This window comes from Enterococcus malodoratus ATCC 43197 (assembly GCF_000407185.1).
GTDB lineage: Bacteria > Bacillota > Bacilli > Lactobacillales > Enterococcaceae > Enterococcus_A > Enterococcus_A malodoratus.
Genome location: NZ_KE136483.1, coordinates 899,749 through 920,234, shown reverse-complemented (window position 1 = coordinate 920,234; position 20,486 = coordinate 899,749). Strand labels below are relative to the sequence as shown.

20 protein-coding genes are annotated in these 20,486 nt (G+C 41.3%); 6 read left to right on the top strand and 14 right to left on the bottom strand.

Features of this window, described 5'->3' with window-relative positions; all coding sequences use genetic code 11:
- Positions 1-155 precede the first annotated feature (155 nt).
- The gene (locus tag I585_RS19880) at positions 156-1,292 is read right to left on the bottom strand and encodes a hypothetical protein (protein WP_051104512.1); all 1,137 of its coding nucleotides are present in this window, start codon (positions 1,290-1,292) and stop codon (positions 156-158) included.
- A 458-nt stretch (positions 1,293-1,750) separates the two neighbouring features.
- On the opposite strand from I585_RS19880, the gene I585_RS19875 reads away from it, so the two are divergent.
- From I585_RS19875 to I585_RS19865, 3 genes are all read left to right on the top strand, one after another.
- Entirely contained in the window at positions 1,751-2,251 is a 501-nt protein-coding gene (locus tag I585_RS19875; RefSeq protein WP_010740234.1) for an NADH-quinone oxidoreductase subunit NuoE family protein, read from the top strand.
- 110 nt (positions 2,252-2,361) lie between these two features.
- Positions 2,362-4,239: an NADH-quinone oxidoreductase subunit NuoF gene (gene nuoF / locus I585_RS19870; protein ID WP_010740235.1), complete on the top strand. Its 1,878-nt coding sequence runs from the start codon at positions 2,362-2,364 to the stop codon at positions 4,237-4,239.
- A 12-nt stretch (positions 4,240-4,251) separates the two neighbouring features.
- On the top strand, positions 4,252-6,000 hold the full coding sequence (locus tag I585_RS19865; RefSeq protein WP_010740236.1) for an NADH-dependent [FeFe] hydrogenase, group A6: 1,749 nt from the start codon (positions 4,252-4,254) through the stop codon (positions 5,998-6,000).
- Positions 6,001-6,057: 57 nt separating this feature from the next.
- Here the strand turns inward: I585_RS19865 and I585_RS19860 are convergent, their stop codons facing one another.
- Entirely contained in the window at positions 6,058-6,603 is a 546-nt protein-coding gene (locus tag I585_RS19860; protein ID WP_034709548.1) for an ECF transporter S component, read from the bottom strand.
- 287 nt (positions 6,604-6,890) lie between these two features.
- On the opposite strand from I585_RS19860, the gene I585_RS19855 reads away from it, so the two are divergent.
- Positions 6,891-7,739: a M23 family metallopeptidase gene (locus I585_RS19855; RefSeq protein ID WP_010740238.1), complete on the top strand. Its 849-nt coding sequence runs from the start codon at positions 6,891-6,893 to the stop codon at positions 7,737-7,739.
- 58 nt (positions 7,740-7,797) lie between these two features.
- On the opposite strand, the gene I585_RS19850 is transcribed toward I585_RS19855, so the two are convergent.
- The 8 genes from I585_RS19850 to I585_RS19810 all read right to left on the bottom strand — a co-directional run bounded on the left by I585_RS19850 (position 7,798) and on the right by I585_RS19810 (position 15,466).
- Positions 7,798-8,793 carry a sugar kinase gene (locus I585_RS19850; protein ID WP_010740239.1) on the bottom strand — a complete coding sequence of 332 codons (996 nt, stop codon included), beginning with the start codon at positions 8,791-8,793 and terminating at the stop codon, positions 7,798-7,800.
- A 15-nt stretch (positions 8,794-8,808) separates the two neighbouring features.
- A complete protein-coding gene (gene dagF / locus I585_RS19845; RefSeq protein WP_010740240.1) occupies positions 8,809-9,549 on the bottom strand; it encodes a 2-dehydro-3-deoxy-phosphogluconate aldolase in 741 nt (246 codons plus the stop codon).
- A gap of 15 nt (positions 9,550-9,564) precedes the next feature.
- Positions 9,565-10,659 carry a DgaE family pyridoxal phosphate-dependent ammonia lyase gene (locus tag I585_RS19840; protein WP_010740241.1) on the bottom strand — a complete coding sequence of 365 codons (1,095 nt, stop codon included), beginning with the start codon at positions 10,657-10,659 and terminating at the stop codon, positions 9,565-9,567.
- Positions 10,649-11,755 (bottom strand): amidohydrolase/deacetylase family metallohydrolase, encoded by a 1,107-nt coding sequence (locus I585_RS19835; protein ID WP_010740242.1) that lies wholly within the window; start codon positions 11,753-11,755, stop codon positions 10,649-10,651. Before I585_RS19835 ends, I585_RS19840 begins: the two co-directional genes overlap by 11 nt.
- Before the next feature lie 8 nt (positions 11,756-11,763).
- Positions 11,764-12,852: a DUF871 domain-containing protein gene (locus I585_RS19830; RefSeq protein WP_010740243.1), complete on the bottom strand. Its 1,089-nt coding sequence runs from the start codon at positions 12,850-12,852 to the stop codon at positions 11,764-11,766.
- The gene (locus tag I585_RS19825; protein ID WP_010740244.1) at positions 12,849-13,112 is read right to left on the bottom strand and encodes a hypothetical protein; all 264 of its coding nucleotides are present in this window, start codon (positions 13,110-13,112) and stop codon (positions 12,849-12,851) included. The genes I585_RS19830 and I585_RS19825 overlap by 4 nt, the downstream gene beginning before the upstream one ends.
- 69 nt (positions 13,113-13,181) lie before the next feature.
- Positions 13,182-14,531, bottom strand: a complete 1,350-nt coding sequence (locus I585_RS19820; protein ID WP_010740245.1) for a PTS sugar transporter subunit IIC — start codon at positions 14,529-14,531, stop codon at positions 13,182-13,184.
- A gap of 233 nt (positions 14,532-14,764) precedes the next feature.
- Positions 14,765-15,466: a GntR family transcriptional regulator gene (locus I585_RS19810; RefSeq protein WP_010740246.1), complete on the bottom strand. Its 702-nt coding sequence runs from the start codon at positions 15,464-15,466 to the stop codon at positions 14,765-14,767.
- A 182-nt stretch (positions 15,467-15,648) separates the two neighbouring features.
- On the opposite strand from I585_RS19810, the gene I585_RS19805 reads away from it, so the two are divergent.
- On the top strand, positions 15,649-16,269 hold the full coding sequence (locus I585_RS19805) for a DUF1349 domain-containing protein (RefSeq protein WP_010740247.1): 621 nt from the start codon (positions 15,649-15,651) through the stop codon (positions 16,267-16,269).
- Between the two features lie 178 nt (positions 16,270-16,447).
- On the top strand, positions 16,448-17,134 hold the full coding sequence (locus I585_RS19800) for a phosphoribosylaminoimidazolesuccinocarboxamide synthase (protein WP_010740248.1): 687 nt from the start codon (positions 16,448-16,450) through the stop codon (positions 17,132-17,134).
- A 283-nt stretch (positions 17,135-17,417) separates the two neighbouring features.
- Here I585_RS19800 and I585_RS19795 read toward each other — a convergent pair whose 3' ends face one another.
- The 4 genes from I585_RS19795 to I585_RS19780 form a co-directional block, all read right to left on the bottom strand.
- Entirely contained in the window at positions 17,418-18,596 is a 1,179-nt protein-coding gene (locus I585_RS19795; protein ID WP_010740249.1) for a tyrosine-type recombinase/integrase, read from the bottom strand.
- Positions 18,597-18,699: 103 nt separating this feature from the next.
- Positions 18,700-19,074, bottom strand: a complete 375-nt coding sequence (locus tag I585_RS19790; RefSeq protein WP_425268456.1) for a helix-turn-helix domain-containing protein — start codon at positions 19,072-19,074, stop codon at positions 18,700-18,702.
- Positions 19,075-19,415: 341 nt separating this feature from the next.
- On the bottom strand, positions 19,416-19,658 hold the full coding sequence (locus I585_RS19785) for a helix-turn-helix domain-containing protein (RefSeq protein ID WP_010740251.1): 243 nt from the start codon (positions 19,656-19,658) through the stop codon (positions 19,416-19,418).
- Complete coding sequence (locus I585_RS19780; RefSeq protein ID WP_010740252.1) at positions 19,645-20,073, bottom strand: RNA polymerase sigma factor; 429 nt, start codon at positions 20,071-20,073, stop codon at positions 19,645-19,647. Before I585_RS19780 ends, I585_RS19785 begins: the two co-directional genes overlap by 14 nt.
- Positions 20,074-20,486 lie beyond the last annotated feature (413 nt).

Here is a 20,486-nt window from a genome sequence, read left to right as displayed (position 1 = left end):
AATTTTCTCCACAATAAATACCCCATTCTCAGAAATTAGAATGGGGTATTTTACTCTTTTGGTTTCATTAGTCAGTTATTGGATGTTGAGAATCGCCTGTCGCCCACGTCAAATAAACACTACTCAAGAACCAAATCTTCTCCTGCAGCTTTCACTTACCTTTTTTGAAATTTTTCCAAAAGTTTCCGCTTATGTTTATTCGGTTTTTTTCGACTCGTCTGGTTTTCTGATTCTTTGTCATTCGCAGCTCCGACTGCTGCTAAAGCAGGAATTTGGCCCTTTTCAGACGGACTTATCAAAGAAGCAGACACGGAATCATTCCCAGTCTCTGGTGTAACTCTGGGTTCTACGCTCGTTTTCTTTGGATTAATTGGCATCGTGCTTACCTCTCCTGTCTCCAAATCGGTATATTCGAAGTGGAAATCGGTTAGCGCGGCATCTTCAGGGATGGTTGACTCCACTAGTTTCAGCAATTCTTCTTCACTCAAATTGTTTGGATCAAAATCAAGGGGCATCGCTGTTCGCTTCGTTTGACGAGTTTTTTTGTCCGCAACGTTATTGGTCAACTTTTGGGCAGACTTCTGCTGACCCTTTTTCGTTCCGTCTTTTTTGTTTGTCGTTTTTCTAGGAAGTATCTTTCTTTCCACAACTACTTCGATCTCGCTATAGATCCGTTTTGATTCCACCAGTTGCGTGAAACGGCGAACACCATTGTTTTCGAAAATGGGTAGTGTTGTCAATATCTCTAAAAGTGCCTTAAAGTCTTTTTTATCCTTCAAAGGATCTGCATCCCGCAATGTCCATTTATGATTTTTGCCATTCGCATCTTTGAAGACCGATTCGATGGCAACCTTTCGATCATCAGTTAATTCTTTTCCAGTATTGGGTTTCATCAATTGATCGTAATGGGACCGTGCTGCTTTTGTGTACTTGAAATAGCTTGTCTTATTCTTGAATAGTCGACCGACAACTGTCTCCCATTCTTCTTTCGTAAAGTAATTTTGAAAATAGGAGCACTTCTTTCTTAAAAGATCATTCGGTTCAGCAAAAAGGAACAGGTCTCTGATCAGTTCGTCCAAGAAAAGAGCAAAGTCATTGACTGTTAATGCATTTCTGATTAATATCGCTATCGTGTAATCCAGTACTGAAGCCACATCAAGTGTATCGTAATAGTACTGGGTAATTTTCTTCGCTAGATTCTCTCTTTTCATTCCAAAAAGTTGACGTTGATTCAGTTTCTGTTCGCTCATCTCTTTCCCTGCTTTCTTTCTAATTATATAAATCGCTTTCATTTTTTTCCCTACAAGAAAATCATACAACTAGAATGATTATTAATCCAACCCAAAATAATTATTATTTTGAAATAATTATGCAAACTCAGATAGAGTATTTTTCTAACTCATCATTGAAGGTAAGATACTCTTAAAATAACAATCAAAAGAAAAGTATCTGACTATTCAACTGCGATTTTCTATTCTCAGTTAATTTATCGAATTCCTTTTCACTATTTTTGATAACGGGTGTTTCTTAAACTCCTAAAAACCTGCTAGTCCCTTCTCCCCGTTTCACTAGTTTTGCTTTCCCGTACTTGATCATTCGAGAACAGTTCTCATTCTCATTTGACTAATTATTCACAAAGAGTCCGCTATTTTTGATATACTTATTTTATATACAATAACTTTTTGACTGGAATTAGTTGTGATCATGTAGGGAATTTAGTCAACCTTATGAAAGGAGGATACAAAAATCAATGAGTACAGAAGCAGTGTTTGAATTTATCGAAACTGAAAGTCAGCATCAAGAATTTCTAACGAGTATAGAGAATCTGAAGGGACAGCGCGGTGCCCAGATGCCGGCCCTGCAAGAGGCTCAAAGGATCTATGGTTATTTACCTATCGAAATTTTGAAAAGGCTTTCAAAAGAACTAGCTCTTCCTCTCGAAGAATTGTACAGCACAGCAACCTTTTATGCTCAATTCACCTTTGTGCCAAAAGGCGAGTATACGATTAGTGTGTGCATGGGAACGGCCTGCTATGTTAAAGGTGCCGGCGACATTTTGGATTCGTTTTCGACCGAGCTGAAGATCGCACCGGGAGAAACAACCGAGGATCGTAAATTTACCTTAGAATCATGCCGCTGTATCGGTGCCTGCGGTCTAGCGCCCGTACTAACCGTTAATGAGGAAGTTTACGGTCGTTTATCTAAGAAGAAAGCAGACAAAGTGCTGGTTACGTATCTAAAGAAAGAATAGGTAATCGTGAAGGTTGTTCCTTTAGAAACTAGTACATAACCAAATGCTCGAAAAATTTTTTGAAAATTTATTGTTGTCGACTGAAGCCTCTAGAGTCAGGAGTAAAAAATATGAAAGATTGGAATGAGTTAACAGAACTTCGAGACACCCACCGTCAAACAATCACGATGCGCTTAGATGATCATGATGCGGCAGAAAATCAGTATGACAAAGAGATACTCGTCTGTGCAGGGACGGGTTGTATTTCATCTAAGAGCGGCGAATTCGTTGACGCGTTAAAAGAGGAATTAGCTAAAAATGAGTTAACAGAAAAAGTAAATATCGTGAAAACCGGCTGTTTTGGCCTGTGTGCGCAAGGTCCGATTGTCATTATTTATCCAGAAGCTGTCTTTTATCACCAGGTCCAGCCGAAGCACGCAAAGAAAATCGTGTCAGATCATTTAGTTAAAGGTAAATTAGTCGAAAAATTACTGTATCACGACAATGAGACCAAGGAAATCATCAATAAACTAATGGATACTCCCTTCTATCATAAGCAAAAGCGTGTTGCTTTGCGAAATTGCGGACGAATCAATCCAGAAAAAATCGAAGAATACATTGCCTTTGACGGCTATCAAGCTTTAGCTAAAGTAGTGAATGACTATTCTCGTGACGATGTTTTGAGTACTCTGGAAACCTCGGGCTTAAGAGGACGCGGCGGTGCCGGCTTCCCTACATTTATGAAGTGGTCATTTGCTAAAGCTAGTCAATCTGATCAAAAATACGTCATCTGTAACGCCGATGAAGGCGACCCGGGTGCCTTTATGGATCGTTCAGTCCTGGAAGGCGATCCTCATGCAGTCATTGAGGCAATGGCGATCGCGGGTTATACGATTGGCGCAAACCAAGGCTATATCTATGTCCGGGCGGAATACCCGATCGCCGTTAATCGTTTGCGAATCGCGATTAAGCAAGCTCGTGAGGAAGGCGTACTCGGTGACCATATCTTCGGCAGTGATTTCTCCTTTGACCTAGATTTGCGTTTAGGTGCTGGAGCTTTCGTATGTGGTGAAGAGACCGCACTATTAGAAAGTATCGAAGGACATCGCGGCGAACCACGGCCACGTCCGCCATTCCCTGCAGTCAAGGGACTGTTTGGAAAACCGACGATCGTAAACAACGTGGAGACATTAGCTAATATCCCGCAGATCATTCTCAAAGGACCGGAATGGTTCGCTAGTTTCGGAACGGAAAAATCAAAAGGAACAAAAGTATTCGCCTTAGGAGGCAAGATTCAAAATACTGGATTGGTTGAAATCCCCATGGGTACCACTTTACGAGAGATCGTCGAAGACATTGGCGGCGGTATCCCCAACGGTAAGAAGTTTAAAGCGGCTCAAACCGGCGGTCCGTCAGGTGGTTGTATTCCACCCGAGCATTACGATGTTCCGATCGACTACGAGAACTTGAAAAAGATCGGTTCGATGATGGGATCTGGCGGCTTGATCGTTATGGATGAAGACAACTGTATGGTCGACATCGCTAAATTCTTCTTGGAATTCACCGTAGAAGAAAGCTGCGGCAAATGTGTGCCCTGCCGCGTCGGGACAAAACGGCTGCTGGAACTTTTAGATAAAATCACAATGGGCAAAGCAACGTTGGATGATCTGGACAAAATGGAAGAACTTTGCCACCACATCCAGGAAAATTCTCTTTGCGGTCTAGGACAAACAGCACCAAATCCTGTGCTTTCTACCCTTCGCTATTTTAGAGAAGAATACGAAGCCCATGTCTTAGAACGTCGTTGTCCATCTGGCGTTTGTAAAAATTTGATTCAATACCGGATCTTGCCAGACAAATGTACCGGCTGTCGGGCGTGCGCAAAAGGCTGTCCAGTTAGTGCGATCAGCGGTGAAGCCAAACAAATCCATGAAATCGATCAGTCGATCTGTACCAAGTGTGGTTTATGTATTGATACTTGTCGCTACGATGCGATCACGGTCATATAGGAGGTGGAGCAAGTGAAAGAAGTTATGATAACAATCAACGGAAAGATCTGTACTGCTCCCGAAGGATCGACGATTCTCGAAGCAGCACGAAAAAATAATATTGAGATCCCTACCCTGTGTTTTTTGAAAGAAATCAACGAAATTGGCGCTTGCCGTATGTGTGTGGTCGAGGTCAAAGGTGCCCGCAGCTTAGTGACTGCTTGTGTCTATCCGATCAGTGAAGGCATGGAGATCACGACGAATTCGAAAAAAGTATTCGACTCTCGCAGAGTCACGCTAGAATTGATTCTCTCAACGCACGAACGCAAATGTCTTTCTTGTATCCGCAGCGGAAATTGCGAGCTGCAGAAACTTTGTAAAGAATTCAACGTTGCCGATGAAGATTATTTCAATGGGGAAAACTGTGAATACGAATTTGACGACAGTGCCGTGCACATGGTACGCAACAACAATAAATGTATTCTTTGCCGCCGTTGTGTGGCTGCTTGTTCGAAATGGCAGGCAGTCGGTGTGATCGGGCCAAATGATCGCGGCTTCAACACTCATATCGGCAGCGCTTATGAACAAAACTTAGGCGATGTGCCATGTATTTCCTGCGGACAATGTATCGTTGTTTGTCCAACAGGGGCAATTCATGAAAAAGACCAGACACAGGAAGTTTGGGAGGCCTTGGAAGATCCAACGAAGCATGTGATCGTTCAGACCGCGCCATCTATTCGGGTAACTTTAGGCGAAGCCTTCAACATGCCGATCGGTACTAACGTTGAAGGCAAAATGGTTGCCGCTTTACGGCGAATTGGTTTCGATAAAGTCTTCGATACCAACGTGGCGGCTGACTTTACCATCATGGAAGAGGCCAATGAATTCTTGGAACGTGTCGGAAATAACGGTCCATTCCCTATGTTCACATCTTGCTCACCAGGCTGGGTCAAGTATTGTGAACACTACCATCCCGAATTGATCCCTAACCTATCGACCTGTAAATCACCGCAGCAAATGTTTGGCGCCTTAGCAAAAACTTGGTATGCCGAGAAGGAAGGCATCGATCCAAAAGATATTTTTGTCGTCGGTATCATGCCTTGTACAGCGAAGAAATTTGAAGTGACGCGGGAAGATGAAGCAGCGGCCGGCTACTCGGATTGTGATGTGGCGCTGACTACTCGCGAATTGGCTCGGATGATCGATAAGGCCGGTGTCCGCTTTGTGGAATTAGAAGATGAATCCTTCGACAATCCGCTAGGCGAAGCGACTGGTGCCGGTTATATCTTCGGTGCTACTGGAGGTGTTATGGAGGCCGCCCTAAGAACAGCGGCAGAAACTTTAGCCGGACATTCTTTGGAACAAGTGGAATTCACAGAGGTTCGCGGCATGAAGGGTATCAAAGAAGCAACTTATGAAATGAGCGGCGCAACGATCAATGTGGCGGTTGCCTCAGGAATCGGCAATGCCAAGAAATTGCTTAAACGTATCGAATCTGGTGAAAAATTCTATCACTTTGTTGAGATCATGGGCTGTCCCGGCGGCTGTATCAACGGCGGCGGACAACCTGTACAGCCAGCTTCAGTTCGCAACTTCGTCGATTTAAAAACGAAACGTGCAGCTGCTTTGTATTCCGAAGACAAAGGAAAAGGTTTACGTAAATCAAACGATAGCCCGATCGTACAAAAGATCTATCAGGAATTCTTAGACAAACCAGGCAGTCTAAAGGCCCATCATATTCTCCACACCAGTTACCGTGATCGGACAAGAGTCAAAGTTTAGAACATTAAATAAGCGCCCAATCGAAAAATCGATTAGGCGCTTATTTTTTCTGATTGATTAATGAACTCTCTGACGATTCAACGCTTTAGATAGGACCGGAACAACTAAAATGGATAATCCCCCGCCGATCAAAGCCGTGATCAATTGCGGGAAGGAAAATGCGCCTGAAACCATCGCCGCTTTGGGCGCCGGCATCTTCAACAAAATAGGAACTACAAATTGAACGATCGACAGATACAATACACCAAATTTTGCTACTGCACCAATCACTGTCGCCAAAACAAAATTCGTGATGCTTTGCTTCTTGTTATACCCTGCAATAAAGTGCCAGATCGTTACAAGGACCGCATTCCCAATCGCGATACAAAATACAATTTGCGGAAATGCGGGCCCAATCCCAAACATAAAAGCAAAAATCGGTGACAGCAAAGCAATGCTTATCCCACTTGCCAATCCACCAGTAGTCACCGCAACAATCAAGATCAGATTGACCAAAGAGCCGGTCACCAACGTATTCCCTAGACCAGAAGTTACAGCTTGAACAACGATCAGTAGCGCCAACAAAACACTGGTTTGAGTGATCCATAATGCTTTTCGATTCATATTTTCGGAGATTTCATTTGTAAACGGATTCACAAATAATCCTCCTTTCACTTCCCTTCTTGTATCGATTTACGTGCCTGCCTTTGAAGATGAGTAAAAAATGAATAAATACTAGCTATTTCTTAATAATATTGTACCAGATTTAAGGCACAAATTGAGAAGGCTTTTTATCCAATTTTTTTCTATTTACTATGCAGAATTGATCCTCGAATCAACCTTAAGTCCGAATTAAAAAAACATCTAACATGCTATATTTATTAAAATGATCAAGAAAAAGGGTGTATAAAATGAGAAAAAGATCGATAATAAACGGGCTGTTGGGATTTATTTTAGGAATATTTTGGGTTTTTGTTTTATTTTTTCATGGCCTTGCGGGAACTTTTGCCTGGTTTGGACTAAAAATTGTTTTTCCGGTAATTGGTTTGATTATTCTATTAATCAGCTTAATCCGCTTAGTCACCAAAAAAGATCGGTTTAAAAACAGCCTAGTAACGATTGTTCTATCGCTGCTTATGATAGCTCCGATTACATTAGTTATAGGAATCTTCCACACAGCCTATCCGATCAGAGAAAGCCAAGCAAGTCCGGCTTTGACAGTTTCGTGGCCGCTAAAGGAACAGACCGTCGTTGGTTGGGGCGGAAATACGTATGAGGAGAATTATCATTCAGAATGGCCGGCGACTCGCTGGGCCTATGATTTAGTGATGGAACCTTATAACACCAATAATCCTAAGTTAGCTAGCTACGGCTGTTGGAATAAAGAGGTCGTTTCTCCAGTTGAGGGAACGGTCGTTGGAGCCTATGACAAAGATGCAGATCATGGCGTGAATTTGGATGAATTCGACAGCCAAGGAAACTATGTATTTATTAAGGTAAAAGAAACTGGGACCTATTTAGCACTCTATCATCTAAAGCAAGATAGCGTCACGGTGGCTAAAGGCGATCAAGTAAAAGTCGGAGACACTTTAGGCCGCGTAGGAAATAGCGGTGCCTCCTCCGAACCGCATCTGCATATTCATCATCAAAAACAGAATCCAGTAAATGGCAATCAATTGTTAGCTGAAGGACTGCCGCTCTACTTTAAGCTTCAAGGTAAACAGGAACTGCCTGTAAAAGGTACAATCGTCACTCCATAAAAATAGACCCGATAAACAGGACAAGAATCTCTTGTACTATTTATCGAGTTTAGTTCTTTTAACGAATCAAATCAATACCAGGATTTTCCAACACGGCAAGGACCTGTTCCTTCGTAGTCAATGGTACATCTCCATGAATCGTATGAGCCAATACTGCATTCATCGTTGCAAACTCGACTGTCTCAGTTAATGACCAGCTTTCTGCATAGCCTGCTAAAATCCCAGCAGCATAGGCATCACCGGCACCGATTCGATCTAAAATGGTTAACTCGCGACTTGTACTAACAGCCTGCTCATCACGAGTATAAAGAAACCCTTGCAGCTGTTTCTGATTGTTCGCGGAGGTTCTTTTCGTTCCGGCGAACCAATCAATTTGATACATTTCCATAAATACCGAAATCAATTCATCCTCCGTACCGGATAATGGCATTTGCAACAAATCCGTCAAATCTCGAACACTGCCAAAAACGATATCACAGTAAGGTAAAATCTGCTCATACTGCTTTTTCATGAAAGCAGCCTTATTCGGTTCGGTATTCAAACTAGGACGAAAGTTAAAATCAAAACAAACCTTTTTGCCTGCTTCAGCCGCTTTTTTTGCTAATGCGTGAGCGGCGCTGCGCGTCTCATCCGTTAGGCTTAAGGAAATTCCGCAAATATGGATCAGATCATTCGAAGCCGCGACCTGCTCAAAATCATAGGCAGTCTGATCGCTCACCCCAAATGAACTGTGATGGCGATTCTGATAAGTCACTTGTGTTGGACGCTGACCGTAACCATTCTCCGCAAAATAACTGCCGATATGCTGGTGAGCAAAAGTTAGTAGATCCGTCCTGATCCCATATTTAGCGATTGCTGATTTGGCAACTTGGCCTAAACGATTATCTGGCAGCACTGTCGCCAGTGAGGTCTCATAACCAAACTGGGCTAGATTCGCCATAATGTTGACGCCCGTGCCGGTGTAATCCATCCGCAATTCATTTGTTTGATCCAACAACAGATATTCTGGCGGGGACAGCCGCAGCATCACTTCACCAAAAGCCGCAAATCTCATAGATTGATCTCCTTTTTAATTCAATGTATTTTTAGCCATCTCAAGCAGTGTTTTAACATCCTCTGGTCGAGTATCGCCTGTTTCTGCATCAATAATCGAGCTGTAAACATGGGGAATGATTTTTTTAACGCCGGCATCCACCGCGATTTGAAGGATTTCTTCAAAGTTCTCTAAGTCGATTCCGCCGGTCGGTTCCAGATAGAAATCATACTTCGCGCAAGCTTCAGCCACAGCTTTAAATTCTTCTTTATGGGCCAAACCTTTCATTGGGAAGTATTTGATCGAACTGCCGCCCATATCTTGCAATAGCTTGATCGCTGTTTCGATTGGAACGATCCCTTCCGCTCCTTGCGAGCTTAATGGGCCAGTCGCGATATTAACGTAGCCGACTTTTCCGGTAGGTGAAACGAGTCCATTGATGACTGTTTCCGACTGCCCTAGCAAAGCTCTGGAAGTTCCTACGCCAGTAAATACTTGATTTACATGCTGTGGCTGTAACTTACCTGAGATACGCGAGACCATTTGGCTTTGATTTGGGTCGCCTGCGCCTAAGCCGACAGATAAAGCATTATCGGTGGCTTCTTGATATTTTTTCATATCGGCGATCGCTACTTCATCGCTGTCATAATTTTTCGATAGAACGCCTAAGACTACGTGGCCTTCTGCGGCTTGATAACAGTCTTTGGCATTTTCCACTGAGTTTGCTAATACATTTAAACAAATTCGATCTTCTAAGTAATTTGGTTGTAATGACATTGCTTTGTCCCCTTCTTATTCCATAATAGCGCGTAAACGCGTTACGATCATTGCCATCTCCTGCGCATTCACAGAACGGATATCAAATTCGATAATTCCGTTATTGGCTTGATATTCTCTTGTATAAACAGCTGGTGATTCTTCCTTCAGCTTGGCAATAACTTCCTGCGCTGTATGATTGCCCGAAACGTGAACACTGGCCCGATAAATATCCCGACCAGCACCATCCTGAACACTCTTAGCGGTTAGGTCTTTGATTTGATTGACCGCTTCGATAAACGGTTCTAGTCTCACCTGCATCGAATCCCCAGACTCGCTGCCATTCTTCAAATAGTCTTCAATCGCTTGGGTAAAACCTAGGATATTATCTTTCCCGATTTTCATAGCTCTGCCGATCCCTTTGCCCTGCAGGCGAACCCATTCGATTTTGTCTTTCTTGCCGATCACCAAACCAGCACTTGGCCCTTCAATCGCCTTCGCGCCAGAATAGATTACTAAATCAGCCCAGGCTTTACTATAGAAGAATAAATCTTCTTCCGCTGCGGCATCAACGATCAATGGCAGCTGATTTCTTTTCGCAACAGCTGCCGCTTCTGCAACTGACAGCATACTTTTTTGAACTGTATGATGACTCTTAATGTATAAAATCGCCGCCGTATTTTCAGTAATCATCATTTCCAAATGATCCGCTGAACACATATTGGCATATCCGGCTTCTACTACTTGCCCGCCGCCTTGTTCGACCATTACTTCTACTGGTGTCCCATAATCAACGTTGTGCCCTTTGGGTAAAATGATCTCTCGCTTCTTGATGCGATCAGTATATGGATGGTACGCATGATAGACGTCGCCTTGTCCAATCATCGCCGCAACACTTTGAGCAATTCCGGCTGAAGCGGAAGAAACAATCTGTGTATCCTCGACTTCTAAAAGTTTCGCGATATAAGCCCCGGTCTTTTCACTAAAGTCCGCCATTTCAAAAAAGTGCTCGCCGCCAAAACGTTGGGCTTCCATCACCGCTTCAGAGACCTTCGATACTCCAAGAATCGTCATGCGGCCGGAAGCGTTAATCACTTCTTTTAAGCCTAATTTATCCAAATTAATTGTCATAGATTTGACCTCCAATGATCGTTTTCACAGGCACGATTTCCTCTTTCGCCGTGCGAGTATTCTCATTTGAATCGATTAATTCTTTTTCAGATTCCTGAATAGTGAATATCGTGATATCCGCATCGTACCCCGCCGCTAGTTTTCCTTTGTTCTTTAAATGGAAATTTTCGGCTGGGCTTTCCGTAACCTGCTTAATGATCTCTTCCCAAGAATACCCTACTAAGAACAGCTTTTCCATTGTTGTGGCTAGATCATAGACCGGACCATTTTGACGATTGCGAACATAAATGTCCGAGCTGATCGAAGAACTCTTCATCCCCTCACTCAAGGCTTGCTTCGCAACACCAAAATTGAAGCTGTCAGTCCCATGTCCGATATCAAAGATAACGCCTTTGTTGTAAGCTTCCCACACAAAACCTTTGATTTGATTGCTGGAGCGATCGAGAATCCCATTTTCTTTTCCATTAAAGCAATGGGTCAGCACATCGCCTTTATCCATTAAAGCTAGAATATCCGACAGCTCAGGCGGTGCGGAACCGACATGAACCATTAACGGCAGATTGCCATATTCTCGTTGAAATTTTTTCGCTAATCTTAGCGGTTCGATTCCGCTTGAACCGATCACCGTCTTGCTCATTCGAGCTTTCAAGCCAACGATAAATTCAGGAAATTCCTCGATCGCCCGTCGTACCGCATCACGTTGAACTTTCGTCAGATCTGCCAATTCATCCTGCTCAACAATGCCCCATTTTGAAATGTTCAATAAAGCGTAGACATTGGTTTTTGATTTTTCAGCCAACGCACAGAAGTCTCCGATGTTTTCCGCACCGGTCGTTCCGGCATCGATTACCGTCGTCACGCCTCTTTTCACACCAACCTCATCGGGATAATCATAATACAGCGTCATTTTTTCATAGCAATGTACATGATCATCGATCCAGCCTGGCGAAAGGTATTGCTCTTCCGTTAACACAAGCTCATTCTGACTCTCTTCAACAATTTTATCTGCTATATCGGTGATTTTGCCATCAGAAATTCCTAATTCGAATTTCTGTCCATCAATCGTTTTGCCGTTTCTTACAACTAAATCCAACATTTTCGTTCCTACTTTTCTGTAAATTTGAATTTTGACCAAGGGTGAATAAATGGTAAGAGCAGCTGTTCATTCGCAATGATCTGCCCCACTTTATTCTTCCGATTATCCTTATGAGCCTTCAAGACTACTTGCAGCTCATTTTTATATTTACCAAACGCGTCATTTCCGATCACGATATCTCCCGGTTGGAATTCGATTTCATTGTCATGAGGCGCGTTGGCTTCTTGTCCATATTTTTTACGAACAAAGGTTGAGCGAACCATCTGATCCGTGATGTCTCCTCTGCGATAGTGCTGTTCATTCAGGACGATTTGTTTTTCTACTTCATTCACATCTGCGACAAATTCAACAGAAAACTCCGTTTGATAACGATCGACTGCGCCCATTGCCTGCAATTCTTCTTCTGATGCATAGGCATTTCCGATGATCACATCATCGATTAATTTAGTCGCAAATAAATGCTTGGTCGCCACTTCCACTGGCAAATGACGATGCATTTCTAACGTTGGCAAACCATCATTGATATCCCACGGACCGATATCTCCCACTTGAGAAGTAACGAAAGCAGCGGTTCTGATCCCGTGAGCCTTGAAACGTTCGCTGCATTTTACGAAGAAATCGTAAGGTAAAGCCGTTCCCTCTTGCGGATAAAAATTGTGGCAGCCATATAGAAATGGCGTGTTGGCTTCATAAGTCAAGATATTGTCCAAATACGCCACATCATTACTCATGTTCAATTCGATCGCCACACCATATGGGTTGTAAGTCAGCATCGCTTCCTTGCTTCCATCAAAGCCCAAATCCAACCGAATCCCATCTGCGCCTAATTCATGAAAGAAACTCATATCATCATAGGAAATCCCTAGCTCTTCGAAAATATTTGGTGCTACATCTAAGATCGTTTCGTAGCCTAGCTCCTTCGCAAAGAAAATCAGTTCTTTAAATTTCTTTTTGACCGTCTCTTTGCCTTCAGTAACCTCTAGCATACTCATAAAAATCCGACCGAACCCATATTTATGAGCCAATTTAATATATGCTTTGTCCTGATCGATATCACTATGATCCGGATAAACTGAAATTCCTAATACACGTTTCATACACTTTTCCCTCGTTCCATTTCATCAAATTTTGAGCGGTACTTATAAGCAATCAGCGAAGCCGAACAAATTGTCACAGTCATTACTAAGAATGACGCGATGTTTAGCAAAACGCCAAGCACCATCGCTAATGTAATTGCCCCTAGAGAACCAAATAAGATATATCTCAGTTTTACTTCCTGCATTTTTGCCGGAAGTCTTCCCTTTTCTAAATAAATATGACTGGCTAAAAATAGTGCAACTAAATAAATTAAGTTCATAGTATCACCGAAGAGGATAGTCGCTTGACTACCCTCTCTATCCTTTCTGCTATAGAAAATGAATCCTTCTTAGTTAGACGTAGCACCTTGCAGGCTTTCGCCTTTTGCTTTTTTCGCTGCTTCTTCTGCTTCTATCTCAGCAGCTTCACGCGCTAATTGTTGTTTTTCAAAAACCTTGAAGAACGGGTAGTAGATTCCCATCGAGATTAAGAAATTGACAATAACCAAGATCGCCGCTCCAATACTCCAGTCAGTACTCATCCAAGCCGCGATCGGCGCTGGAATCGTAAAGCCGTAACGCGCCACCATCATTGGAATCAAGCCGGAAACGGTTAAGAAGTAAGATAAAGTGGTAGTTACTAGTGGTGCCAAAATGAATGGAATCCCTAACAACGGATTCATTACGATCGGTGCACCGAAAATCATCGGTTCATTAATATTGAATAATCCTGGTAAGAATGACAGACGTCCTAAACTCTTCAAGTATTTCGATTTAGAGAACATGAAGAATACCACTAACGCCAACGTCGTTCCTGCTCCGCCGATCCAGATGAACCATTGTAAGAATTGTTCCGTGAAAATATTTGGCATCGCAGTGGCACTGGCACCATCCGCAAAAGCTTCCATATTTTCAGCGATCGATAATTCCCAGAAAGGACGAATAACTGGTCCCATGATGGCTGGTCCATGAATTCCTAATACCCAGAAGAAACAGATCAAGAAGACCGTCAACAATCCGCCAAACAAACTATTGCCGGCAAGAACATCTTTGAAAGGCATTAGCAAATTACTCAAGAAGCCATTGATATCGAATCCGATCATATGACGGATCACCCAGAAGAAAATCAGGATAGCGCCGCCAGGTATCAACGCCATAAATGAATTGGTTACTTCTGGCGGAACGCCTTCAGGCATTTTGATCGTAATGTTCTTTTCAATAAATATCCGATAGATTTCTACTGAAATAAGCGCGGTGACGATTGCCCCAAATAAGGATGCCGCGCCAAGGTTAGCAATATTGATGTAACGTCCAGCATCAATCACTCCGTCAACATTGTCGAATACACGAAGCGGCGGTGCCGCAGTCACTAGAAAGGCCATAACGGACAAAATACCGGCAGTCAAAGAATCGACCTTATAACTATTAGCCAACTGTGAGGCAATTCCAAAAGTAGCATACAAAGCTAGGATTCCGACTGTATAACGAAATGGGATATCTAAAATTGCTAAATACGGTTCAATCATTGCAGCAACAGAAGGAATCGGGAAATTTAGAAAAATAGTGAAAAAAGAGCCAACAATTGTCAACGGCATCGTTGCAACAATTCCCTTTCTGATTGCCATCATGTGTCGCTGTGTACCAATCTTATTCGCGAAAGGCATCAATTTTTGTTCTATCGAACTTACAAGTCTGTCCATTTTTTAACCTCCGTTTATAACGTTATAATGTTTACAAGTGAATAGTACCATACCGCTTTTTATCTGTAAACGCTTTTTCAAGATTATTTTTTACTTTCTTTTGACAAAAATTGATTGTTTTCTTTAATAGCGAGTCATAATTAACCCTCAGAAGAACTTTATTTTTCTGCAAACCTTCATTAATGATTAGATATAATAAAAAACTGTGACAGCTAACCATCACAGTTTCAATCTTATGTTTCATATTCAATTTGATACGCATGATTCGAAGTATTATAAATGGCTTCCGAATACTCGACTACCTTCTGATCATAATCATAGGATTTTCGAATTCTCTTTAACGCGATCGTTTCTTCCGTTTGAAGAAGCTTTTGCTGTTCTTGATTTAATGCGATCGCGACAAAATCATCCATAAAGCGTTCGATCTCTAAGCCATTTTGATACAAAATCCGATAGAGCGATTCTTGTTCCAAATCTTCTTTGGTGACTCTTTTTAAACCTACAGGCAAATAATGATCGAAACAGATATACGGTTTATCGTCCAACAAGTACATCCGTTGGAACCAAATAGCTTCCGAACCAAAGTACTCATAGGCTTTCTGACTCTCGTCCAACGTAATCTTTTTTACATCAAGGATCATTTTTTTAACGGACAAATTGGAATTTTCTAAAATTTGCGTAAAGCTGATCGCCTTTGATAATTTATTGTACGGGCGCTCACTGAGTACCGTTGTGCCCTTCCCGCTTTTCTTCTCCACATATTCATCCGCTGCCAGCAGCTCAATGGCTTTTCTGACAGTGATCTTGCTGACATCGAATAATCTTTCCAGCTCTGGTTCTGAGGGCAGCATCGTCCCTACAGGATACTTTCCAGAAAATATATCTTCTTTAATTTTCTCAGCGATTTCTAAATACAACACACGAGTCTTCTTCATACGGTCCACCTTTCCCAATGAATGTTCTACATTACTTAGAATAGCATTTAGCGTAAAGTTTGCAAAGCTGGATTGTAGCGACTCATAAATATTTGCTCTCTAGTTCCACATGCTAAGCTTTTTATAGCAAACTTGCTTTATCTTTGCTACCCTTTTATTAAGACAAACTCAGGAGGCATACTATGGATCTGCAAAATTTTAAATGGACTCGTTCCCCCGAAAGCTATAATTTATCCGAAAACAAGCTTGAGGTCATCACCAAACCACATACTGATCTTTGGCAAAATACCTATTATCATTTTCAAAACGACAATGCGCCCGTTTTTCAGATGGAAACGGTCGAGAAATATTTTAGTTTTGTCGTAAAAACTGAATTTGCTGAAAGCCACCATCGGTTTGATCAATGCGGCATCGTGATGTACTTAGATAGTGAAAATTGGTTAAAAGGGTCGATTGAGTATGAGAATGAGACCTATCAGCACTTAGGCAGCGTCGTAACAAATCACGGTTTCTCCGATTGGGCAACGACCGAAATCGATGCTTCAATCAAATCCATGTGGTATCGCCTAAGCAGACGCGGGGATGATTACTGCATCGAATCTTCAACAGATGGGAAAAAGTTTCAACAAATGCGTATCTGCCACATGCTTAACGGGGATGGCAAAGTTCGCTTCGGAGTCTATGCCTGTTCTCCAGAGGCTTCCTCCTTTAGAGCCGTTTTTACTGATTTTCAGTTGTTAGAGTGTCAATGGCCTGCTCATGATGGACAGTTGCCGGATGAACAGACCATTTTCAGCGCTTAAAAACCCGAACAAAATACACTATCTAAATCAAGAAAGTTGACTTTCAATCAGGCAAATCATTAAAACACGAACTTTATTCAGCTTTTTTATTCCAAAACCCGAAAAATCATCGACAGTGATAATCACCAATGTTATCATTTTTTAAAACACTGGTTATTTCAGAGAAGGCAGGAAAAAGATGAAAGAATTGTACGATGGAAAAACGAAAACAGTTTTACTTGATGAAGAGAACAAAGAAGTCTATTTACTGTTCAAAGATAGTGCGACTGGCGAAGACGGTGTCTTTGACCCGGGTTCCAACACCGTTGGCGGCAGCGTCGCTGGCAAAGGCAAAATTGGCTTAACTGTTTCAAAATACTTTTTTGAATTAATGGAAAAAAATGATATTCCTACTCATTACTTAGGGGCGGATATCGAAAAAGGTGTCATGAAAGTTCGTCAATTAACAGTACCAAACTTGGAATTTGTTTTACGCTATTTCACGGCTGGCAGCATGTGCCGTCGCTTTACGTTACCAGAAGGATTGCCTTTCGACCCGCCGTATTTGGAAGTAACTTTAAAGGATGACGAACAGGGTGACCCATTGATTACCGATCGTTTGTGCCAAATGAAAGGCATTTTGACACCTGGTCAATACGATGAAGCACTGAATATTTTAACAAACGTTGGTACCGTCCTTAAAGATGCTTTAGCCGAAATGGACCTAAGCCTAATTGATTTCAAAATTGAAATTGGTTATGACGAAAATGGAAAAATGTATGTCGTTGATGAAATTACTCCCGATATCTGGCGAGTAAAAGACGAAGCGGGCAACATTCCCAACCAAATCGACTGTGCACAATTAATCTTAGATAAAATTCAATAAGCAAAAGGTGAGGTGCCATTACGGCTACCTCACCTTTTTTATGTTTTGAAAAATATCCATTCGCAAAGCAAACAGTATTCAAGGCCTACAAAAAAAGCCCTTGATAACCAAGGGCTTCGATTCATCAGATAATAAAAGATTAACGACGAATTTCTTTGATACTTGTGAAAAGTCGCTAAAGCATTGCTATATAACGATTTTTATTCCCTTTGACTACACTTTGACTACTTTATTAAAAATTGGTCTTTTAGGAATCCTATAATACCAGTGTTTTCACCGTGTTTTAGTCTTCCAAAGAACGAAATGCAAGTAATGGTTTTACCTTTTCATTATTAGTCAAATGACGGTAGATTTTTGAAGTCGTTTTGTCCGTATGACCTAATCGATCCTTCAAGACATCCCAACTACAATACTCGGCTACTAGACTAGCCATTGTGTGGCGAGCTAAGTGAGTATGGAATGACTTTCCAATCCCTGACCGCTCCACGCACCGCTTAACGTGATCATTTACATATTCCCTGCGATAAGGCACCCCACGTTTACTAGCATCTAGATAAACAAATAAATAAGTCCCATCCACAATAAAGCGATGATGCCCTCTCATCTCAGCTAAAGCACGAATCAATTGCTTTAGTTTTTCCATCGCCAATGGTGTTACCGGCACTCGTCTAGCAGAACTAACTGTCTTAGTAGTTTCAATACGAAACTCTTTACTCTTTCCTTTAACCGCTGTCTGTTTATAAAAGAGAATTTCATTTCTTTGAAAATCAATATCTTCTGGTTGCAAAGCAAGTGCCTCACTAACGCGACAGCCTGTATAGAATAGAACATGAAAGAGAACTGACATAGGTAATTCTTCATGGACAATGCCATAGTTCAAGAACGTCCTCAACTCATCTACCGTCAAAAACTTATCTTCTACATTGTTGACAGCTTCTTTTAAATCCCGAACGGTTACTTGATACTTAGGTATTCTGACTGTCTTCATAGGATTTTCACTTACTAACTGCTTTTTGAGACAGTACTTGAAAACCATGTTTAGGACTTGAATCAGAGATTGTAGACTATTTTTAGCATAGCCCGCATCTGTACCGTTGAGGCCTCGTTCCTTCAAGTTGAAAACCAACTCTTGTAGTTCATCTGATGATAAATCACAGAGTCGTTTATTGCCAATCCAACGATTGATGATAGTCAGTTGTTCTGCTCGCTTATCATAGGTCGATTCTTTTTGTTCATTTAAGGACCGGTAATATTGAAACCATTTTTCACCTACAACGCTAAACTTGTCGTTGCTTGCAACAATCCTTTTCTTGTGTCGTTGCTCCTTTTCCATTTCCAGATAAGCAAGTTGTGCTTCCCGTTTTGAATTGAAACCACGTCTCGTTGTTCGAAATGCTTGAAAATACCAAGTGACTCTGCCAGTAGAACTAATTTGTTTTTTAAAACGATCTTTTGTTTTCATTTATTGATTCCTCCTATTTCGAAGGAACCCAACAAGCGAAAAATCTTTGGAAATCTTTCTATCTATGCTTCCATTGTACCGCATCTTAATAAAAAGATGTAACCTATAAAGATCGAAGTAGTCGCATTTGTTCACGAAAGCCATCTGCATCACTCTTCCTCATCCATTCTAAAACATCGTCTCGCAGGTAGTGTCCTCGAATTCCATACCAACAAGTCGGAAAATCGCCAAGTTTGACCAAGCGATTTAACGTACTATCACTGATTTGAAAAAGACGTTTCAAATCAGTATTAGTAAGTACTAGTGGTAGTTGCGCCATAGCAAGTAGCCTATCTGTGTATTCTTCTAGTTTCTTTTGCAAGTACGGATAAAAATCAGTTTCAAGAACACTTTGATTAGTAGGATATTCCAATTGCTTCACCTCTTCTCTATCGTAAAAAATCTTCCCCAGTATTTCTAAACAAAAATTAGGTATCATAAAGCAATGACGTAGATAAGAAAAATCAAGTCTTAAAAATAGTAGTTTTTCATCTATCAGCTGCTCTGCCAAAGCACATAGGAATCTCACCTCCCCCCAGTAATGGCGGGCCAATTTGGTTACGGAAGTATCATTATCGTAGTCACGAGTCTATTTCAAAAACTGTCGCTCAAAGAAGTCTCTTGTCATGGCGAAACTAACCAAAAACTCGTAAACTACACGTACTGATAGATTTACTATTCAGTTTTCAAAGAGCATTTGGCTTTTTCAGCCTACGAAAGTCTTCTATTCAAAACTGATAAAAAACTTTCATAGAATGAAAAGGAAAGGGAAAAAATACGTTAACGAGTTGTATCAAATTCAAGTATCTTTTCAATCAATTTCGTTTCCAGTTGTCTACGCATATATTCATCCACATACATAACCATGCCCTTTTCTTCTTCATAAACAGGCTTCATAGCTACTCTTGAAATATAGTTTTGATATTTTGACAGGACAATGGTCATTGCGATTGAATCGCCGGAGCTTGCAGCTTTGATCGTTTCTACTGGTATAGACGGTATATATCTTTTAGTTTTCTTCATAACTGTCACCTAACATCCTGTTCAGATCTTCTAAGGCTTCCTGACGTTGATACCAAACACTTCCAAGACTTTTTCCGACTATTTCACTAATTTCACGATCATTGAGACCAATGAAAAATGACATCAAGATGATCTCTTGTCTAATACTAGCCAATTGTTCAATTGCATTTGCCAATACTTCATTGCCTATTAAAATTTCGATTCCTAAGATAGGAAACTTCCCATTACCATTCAGCCTCGTGTCAGAGTAATAGAATTCTGTGCCTAGGCTTTTTTGTTCCAACGTCTCCATTGAAATTTGACGCTGGCGAAATCTCGCATCTTTCTTTTGAATATTGAATGCTTCATTGCGGACTACTTTCTTACAAAAACTGTCAAACATATGTTGAATGTGGGTTTCTTTGGGGTCGCCCATAACATTTTCCTCCTCAAAAAATTCATTCAACTCATTTTCATATCTATCCCTTTCCATTATTACTACAATCTGGGAGTGAGCATTTTTCGAAAAAAGACAAATTTTTTTAAAATAAAAAGGCATACAGACAAAGACTGTCTATACGCCTCACAAACGTTCTGCACAGATATAATGATTGAAACATCGCTTATTAGCCAGATTGATATTTAACAAGATGAAACATTAATCTTCTTTACTATCCAGCAGCTTTACAATAGATTTTTGTGGTGTACTGTAAAAAATATTTTCTACAATTAACATTAGTAAGCAGAAATCCTCGTAGCTCTTCTCCACGGAACACCCAATGCTTGCCCTGATTTGAATGGTGATAGAAACAAAGATTGCTATTTTTCCGGTAAAAATAGTGACTTGAA